We start from the raw sequence: 5,359 nt of genomic DNA, 5'->3' as shown, positions 1-5,359 counted from the left end.
GACTATTTCATCACCAATGTAGTTGAGGCAGATACAGTAACAGCGTCGTGGATAGTCAAGACTTACACCGAAAGAAATTGGGTGGAAGTATTCTACCGAGAAGCCAAAGGATGGTTAGGGTTAAGGGAATATCAAGTCAGGGATAAACGAAGCTTACTTCGTCATTTTATCCTGGTGTTTTGTGCCTATACATTTATCCTGTGGCATAAGTTAACTGGGGGATTGCAAAGGCGGTGGGCGAATCGACCTTTAAACACTTTTGTGGAAGCTTTAGAAGCTTTTCGGACAGCGATGTCTTTCCGTTTCTTTGAGTGGCTGACCGAGAATCGGGATGTGTTTGCCGCTTACAAAGCCAGTTTAGGCTTTATTTGGGCTTGAAATTTGTTTAAGTCCCAATAGATCAGGTCTTACAGATGCTAAAATTATCATTTTCAGACAAGTAAGCAGGAGTATAAGTTATGACCTTTATACCAGCTATTGATCCAGATATTGAATACCCCGATAGTGACGGTAAACCCATGGCCGATAATACCGAACAATACGAATGGATCGTGAAAATTAAAGAAAATCTTGAGATTCTCTTTGCTAATTCTCCTAACGTTTTTATTGCGGGAGATCTCCTCTGGTATCCCGTCCAAGATAAAAAAATTACCGGACCGGTTGCTCCCGATGTTATGGTAGTATTTGGTCGTCCGAAAGGAAGACGGGGTTCCTATAAACAATGGCAAGAAGATAACATCGCTCCTCAAGTGGTCTTTGAAATTCTCTCCCCTTCTAATAGTTTAGAAGAAATGGAGCGAAAACTCCTCTTTTATCAACGTTATGGAGTGGAAGAATACTATCTCTATGATCCAGATTCTCATAATTTGCAAGGATGGTTGAGACAGAAAGGACTATTAAGTTCTATACCTGAGATTAAGGGATGGGTTAGTCCTCGGTTAAATATCCGATTTGAATTGACAGAAGATGAGTTAGAAATTTATAGTTTAGATGGTCAGAAATTTTTAACTTCTATTGAGTTATCTCAAAGGTTAGAACAAGAGCGTCTTAAAGCTGAACGTTTAGCTGAATATATCCGTTCTCTGGGAATTGATCCCGATACTTTATGAATATTTAAAGGAGTATAAATTATGACCTTTATACCAGCTATTGATCCAGATATTGAATACCCCGATAGTGACGGTAAACCCATGGCCGATAATACCGAACAATATGAATGGATCGTGAAAATTAAAGAAAACCTTGAGATTCTCTTTGCTAATTCTCCTAACGTTTTTATTGCGGGGGAGCTGCTCTGGTATCCCGTCCAAGATAAAAAAATTACTGGACCGGTTGCTCCCGATGTTATGGTAGTATTTGGTCGTCCGAAAGGAAGACGGGGTTCCTATAAACAATGGCAAGAAGATAACATCGCTCCTCAAGTGGTCTTTGAAATTCTCTCCCCTTCTAATAGTTTAGAAGAAATGGAGCGAAAACTCCTCTTTTATCAACGTTATGGAGTGGAAGAATACTATCTCTATGATCCAGATTCTCATAATTTTCAAGGATGGTTGAGACAGAAAGGACTATTAAGTTCTATACCTGAGATTAAGGGATGGGTTAGTCCTCGGTTAAATATCCGATTTGAATTGACAGAAGATGAGTTAGAAATTTATAGTTTAGATGGTCAGAAATTTTTGACTTCTATTGAGTTATCTCAAAAAGCTGAACAAGCAAGTTTACAATTAGAACAAGAACGTCTTAAAGCTGAACGTTTAGCTGAATATATCCGTTCTCTGGGAATTGATCCCGATACTTTATAATGACATAATTGAGCGGTTGTGGTGAATACTAATTAACTGGTCAACTGCCTAAGTTATCGTCATTGAACCTAGTCTAGGGCTATACTTAACTATGTAATCAGTAAAAAAACAAATCTATGAAAGCTTGGGCAAAATCTTTAGAAAAACCAGCAGTAGAATTTTCTGAAACCCAATTAACCTTATTATCGGGGAAAATTCCCGAGGGATTGCGGGGTAGTCTCTATCGCAATGGTCCGGGGAGATTAGAAAGAGGTAAGCAAAAAGTTGGTCATTGGTTTGACGGAGATGGGGCAATTTTAGCTGTACATTTTCATGATAAGGGAGCCAGTGCCACCTATCGTTATGTCCAAACTGCCGGTTATCAGCAAGAAAGCGCCGCTAATCAATATTTATTTCCTAATTATGGCATGAATGCCCCCGGCTTCTTTTGGAATAATTGGGGAAAAGAGGTAAAAAATGCCGCTAATACCTCGGTGTTAGCTTTACCCGATAAATTATTAGCTCTCTGGGAAGGGGGTTTTCCCCATAAATTAGATTTACAATCTTTAGAAACCCTAGGCTTAGATAATTTATCTAGCTTACAAGCAAAGGAAACTTTTTCCGCTCATCCTAAGCTAGATTTGTCCAGAGGAGAGATTTTTAATTTCGGGGTGAAAATCAGTGCTAAAGTTAGTTTAAATCTCTATAAGTCTGACTCCACTGGTCAAATTATCCAGAAAAATACTTTTGAGTTAGATAGATTGTCTCTGCTGCATGACTTTGTTTTAGCAGGACAGTATCTCGTCTTTTTTGTCCCACCGATAAAAGCGGATAAGTTATCGATACTGTTGGGATTTAAAACTTTTAGTGATGCCATGCAGTGGCAGCCAGAATTAGGAACAAGAATACTAATTTTTGAGCGAGATTCTCTACAGTTAGTCAGTGAAAGTGTTACGGATTCATGGTTTCAATGGCACTTCGCTAATGGTTGTGTGAATGACCAAGGCAATCTTGAAATTGTTTTTGTCCGTTATGATGACTTTAAAACTAATCAATTTTTAAAAGAAGTTGCCACGGGTGAAACCGAAACCTTAGCCATCGGAAAATTGGCAAGTATCACTATTAATCCCCTATCAGCAAAGGTAATTAATCAGGAAATTCTCTCAGATTTAAGCTGTGATTTTCCCGTGGTTTCCCCGCAACTGGTGGGACAAAAATGGCAAAATACTTTTTTAGCTGTCCATCGTCCTGATAGCGATATTCGTCGGGAAATTATCGGACTTCCTGCTTGTTATAATCACTCCACAGGTAAGTTAACTATTGCTTATCTAGAAAATAACTGTTATGGAAGTGAACCGATTTTTGTCTCCGATGGTTTATCTCCAGAAACGGGATGGTTAATCGTCGTGGTTTACGACGGCAATAATCACAGCAGCCAAGGGAGAATCTATGACAGTCAGCAGTTAGAAAAAGAACCCCTTTGCTGTCTGCAATTACCCAGTGTTATCCCTCCCAGTTTTCATGGTACTTGGCAAGAAAAATCAGAAAAAGGCAATATTTAGAAAACGGGTTTCTGCGAGAAACTATTTAGAAAATGGGTTTCTTCGAGAAACCCGTTTTCTTGACTTGTGAGAGAGAAGCTTTATTCGATTTCTCTACGGTTGAAGATTTAATCAATTGGTTAAATACTTTAACTGCTTAGTTCTTATGTTAGCGTTCGCCTTCTGACAACAACCCACTAAAATTGTCATAATGAACCCAACAACCGCTAATTATGATGAACCCTGGAAAGAAGCATTAACCGAGTATTTTGAAGCATTTTTATACTTCTTCTTTCCCGAAGTTCACCAATTGATTGATTGGACAAAAATTCCCGAATCCCTAGAAAAAGAACTCAAACGGATTACCGCTTCAGCAAAGACAAAAAAACGTTTCGCTGACAAACTCTATAAAGTCTGGTTACTCAGGGGTGAAGAAGTCTGGATTTTGATTCATATTGAAATTCAAAGTCAATACGAAGAAAATTTCCCTCAGAGGATGTATATTTATAACTATCGGGCCTTTGATTTGTATCAGAAACCAGTTATCAGTCTGGCAATTTTAGGAGATGAACGAGTAAATTGGCGACCAGATTCCTATAATTATACTATCGCCGGCTGTGAAGTGAGTCTGAAATTCCCAACGGTTAAATTACTGGACTATGAGGAAAGCTGGTCAGAACTAGAAACAAGTAGCAATCCCTTTGCTATAATAGTCATGGCACACCTGAAAACAAAAGCGACTACCGGGAAGCTGCCAGAACGGGAACAGTGGAAGTGGAAGTTAATCAGGGGATTGTATGAAAAGGAGTTCGAGAGGGAACAGATAATTAAACTGTTTGAAATCATCGACAATATGATGACTTTATCCCCTGAATTACAGTCAAGTTTAGAGAGTAAAATCAAACAATTTGAAGAGGAAAGAACCATGCCTTTAGTAAGTAATATGGAGTTACGAGGGATAGAACGCGGTAAGGAAATTGGTAAGGAAATTGGTAAAGAAATTGGCGCGTTAGAAAATGCTCGTAACTATGTTAAAACGGTGCTGAAAACGCGATTGGGTGACATTCCAATAGAAATTGAGCAAGCTGTTGATAAAATTTCTGTATTATCGATTTTAGACGAGTTACTGAAATCGGCATTAACCGTTAATTCTTTTGATGAGTTGCATCAACTTTTATAACAATAGTCTCAGTAATTTTCTTCTCCAATGAACCCAACAACCGCCAATTATGATGAACCCTGGAAAGAAGCATTAACCGAGTATTTTGAAGCGTTTTTATACTTCTTCTTTCCCGAAGTTCACCAACTAATTGATTGGACAAAAATTCCCGAATCCCTAGAAAAAGAACTCAAACGGATTACCGCTTCAGCAAAGACAAAAAAACGTTTCGCTGACAAACTTTATAAAGTCTGGTTACTCAGGGGTGAAGAAGTCTGGATTTTGATTCATATTGAAATTCAAAGTCAATACGAAGAAAATTTCCCTCAGAGGATGTATATTTATAACTATCGTGCCTTCGATTTGTATCAGAAACCAGTTATCAGTCTCGCTATATTAGGGGATGAACGAGTAAATTGGCGACCAGATTCCTATAATTATACTATCGCCGGCTGTGAAGTGAGTCTGAAATTCCCAACGGTTAAATTACTGGACTATGAGGAAAGCTGGTCAGAACTAGAAACAAGTAGCAATCCCTTTGCTATAATAGTCATGGCACACCTGAAAACAAAAGCGACTACCGGGAAGCTGCCACAACGGGAACAGTGGAAGTGGAAGTTAATCAGGGGATTATATGAAAAGGAGTTCGAGAGAGAACAGATAATTAAACTGTTTGAAATCATCGACAATATGATGACTTTATCCCCTGAATTACAGTCAAGTTTAGAGAGTAAAATCAAACAATTTGAAGAGGAAAGAACCATGCCTTTAATGAGTAATATGGAGTTACGAGGAATGGAACGCGGTAAGGAAATTGGTAAGGAAATTGGTAAGGAAATTGGTAAGGAAATTGGCAAGGAAATTGGCAAGGAAATTGG

At 38.5% G+C, this 5,359-nt stretch carries 5 protein-coding genes and 2 pseudogenes; all 7 read left to right on the top strand.

The window, feature by feature from the left end; genetic code table 11:
- Window positions 1–378 (top strand): annotated as a pseudogene (locus H6G48_RS00050) (IS701 family transposase); the annotation flags it as partial.
- Between the two features lie 80 nt (window positions 379–458).
- Window positions 459–1,109 (top strand): Uma2 family endonuclease, encoded by a 651-nt coding sequence (locus H6G48_RS00045; protein ID WP_190717868.1) that lies wholly within the window; start codon window positions 459–461, stop codon window positions 1,107–1,109.
- Window positions 1,110–1,130: 21 nt separating this feature from the next.
- On the top strand, window positions 1,131–1,802 hold the full coding sequence (locus H6G48_RS00040) for a Uma2 family endonuclease (RefSeq protein WP_190717865.1): 672 nt from the start codon (window positions 1,131–1,133) through the stop codon (window positions 1,800–1,802).
- Between the two features lie 116 nt (window positions 1,803–1,918).
- On the top strand, window positions 1,919–3,343 hold the full coding sequence (locus H6G48_RS00035; RefSeq protein ID WP_190717862.1) for a carotenoid oxygenase family protein: 1,425 nt from the start codon (window positions 1,919–1,921) through the stop codon (window positions 3,341–3,343).
- 74 nt (window positions 3,344–3,417) lie between these two features.
- Window positions 3,418–3,483, top strand: a pseudogene (locus H6G48_RS25850) (DUF4351 domain-containing protein); the annotation flags it as partial.
- 50 nt (window positions 3,484–3,533) lie between these two features.
- Entirely contained in the window at window positions 3,534–4,502 is a 969-nt protein-coding gene (locus H6G48_RS00030) for an RpnC/YadD family protein (RefSeq protein WP_190717859.1), read from the top strand.
- Between the two features lie 27 nt (window positions 4,503–4,529).
- Window positions 4,530–5,359: RpnC/YadD family protein (locus H6G48_RS00025; protein WP_190717856.1), on the top strand; the 830-nt coding region annotated here is incomplete at its 3' end.

Origin of the sequence: Microcystis flos-aquae FACHB-1344, from assembly GCF_014698375.1 — a bacterium.
GTDB lineage: Bacteria > Cyanobacteriota > Cyanobacteriia > Cyanobacteriales > Microcystaceae > Microcystis > Microcystis aeruginosa.
This window is presented reverse-complemented; position numbering and strand designations above follow the sequence as displayed.

Excerpts from the sequence above, each read along its gene's own strand:
- H6G48_RS00040 (WP_190717865.1), top strand. The coding sequence starts at position 1,131 with ATGACCTTTATACCAGCTATTGATCCAGATATTGAATACCCCGATAGT.
- H6G48_RS00045 (WP_190717868.1), top strand. The coding sequence starts at position 459 with ATGACCTTTATACCAGCTATTGATCCAGATATTGAATACCCCGATAGT.
- H6G48_RS00030 (WP_190717859.1), top strand. The coding sequence starts at position 3,534 with ATGAACCCAACAACCGCTAATTATGATGAACCCTGGAAAGAAGCATTA.
- H6G48_RS00035 (WP_190717862.1), top strand. The coding sequence starts at position 1,919 with ATGAAAGCTTGGGCAAAATCTTTAGAAAAACCAGCAGTAGAATTTTCT.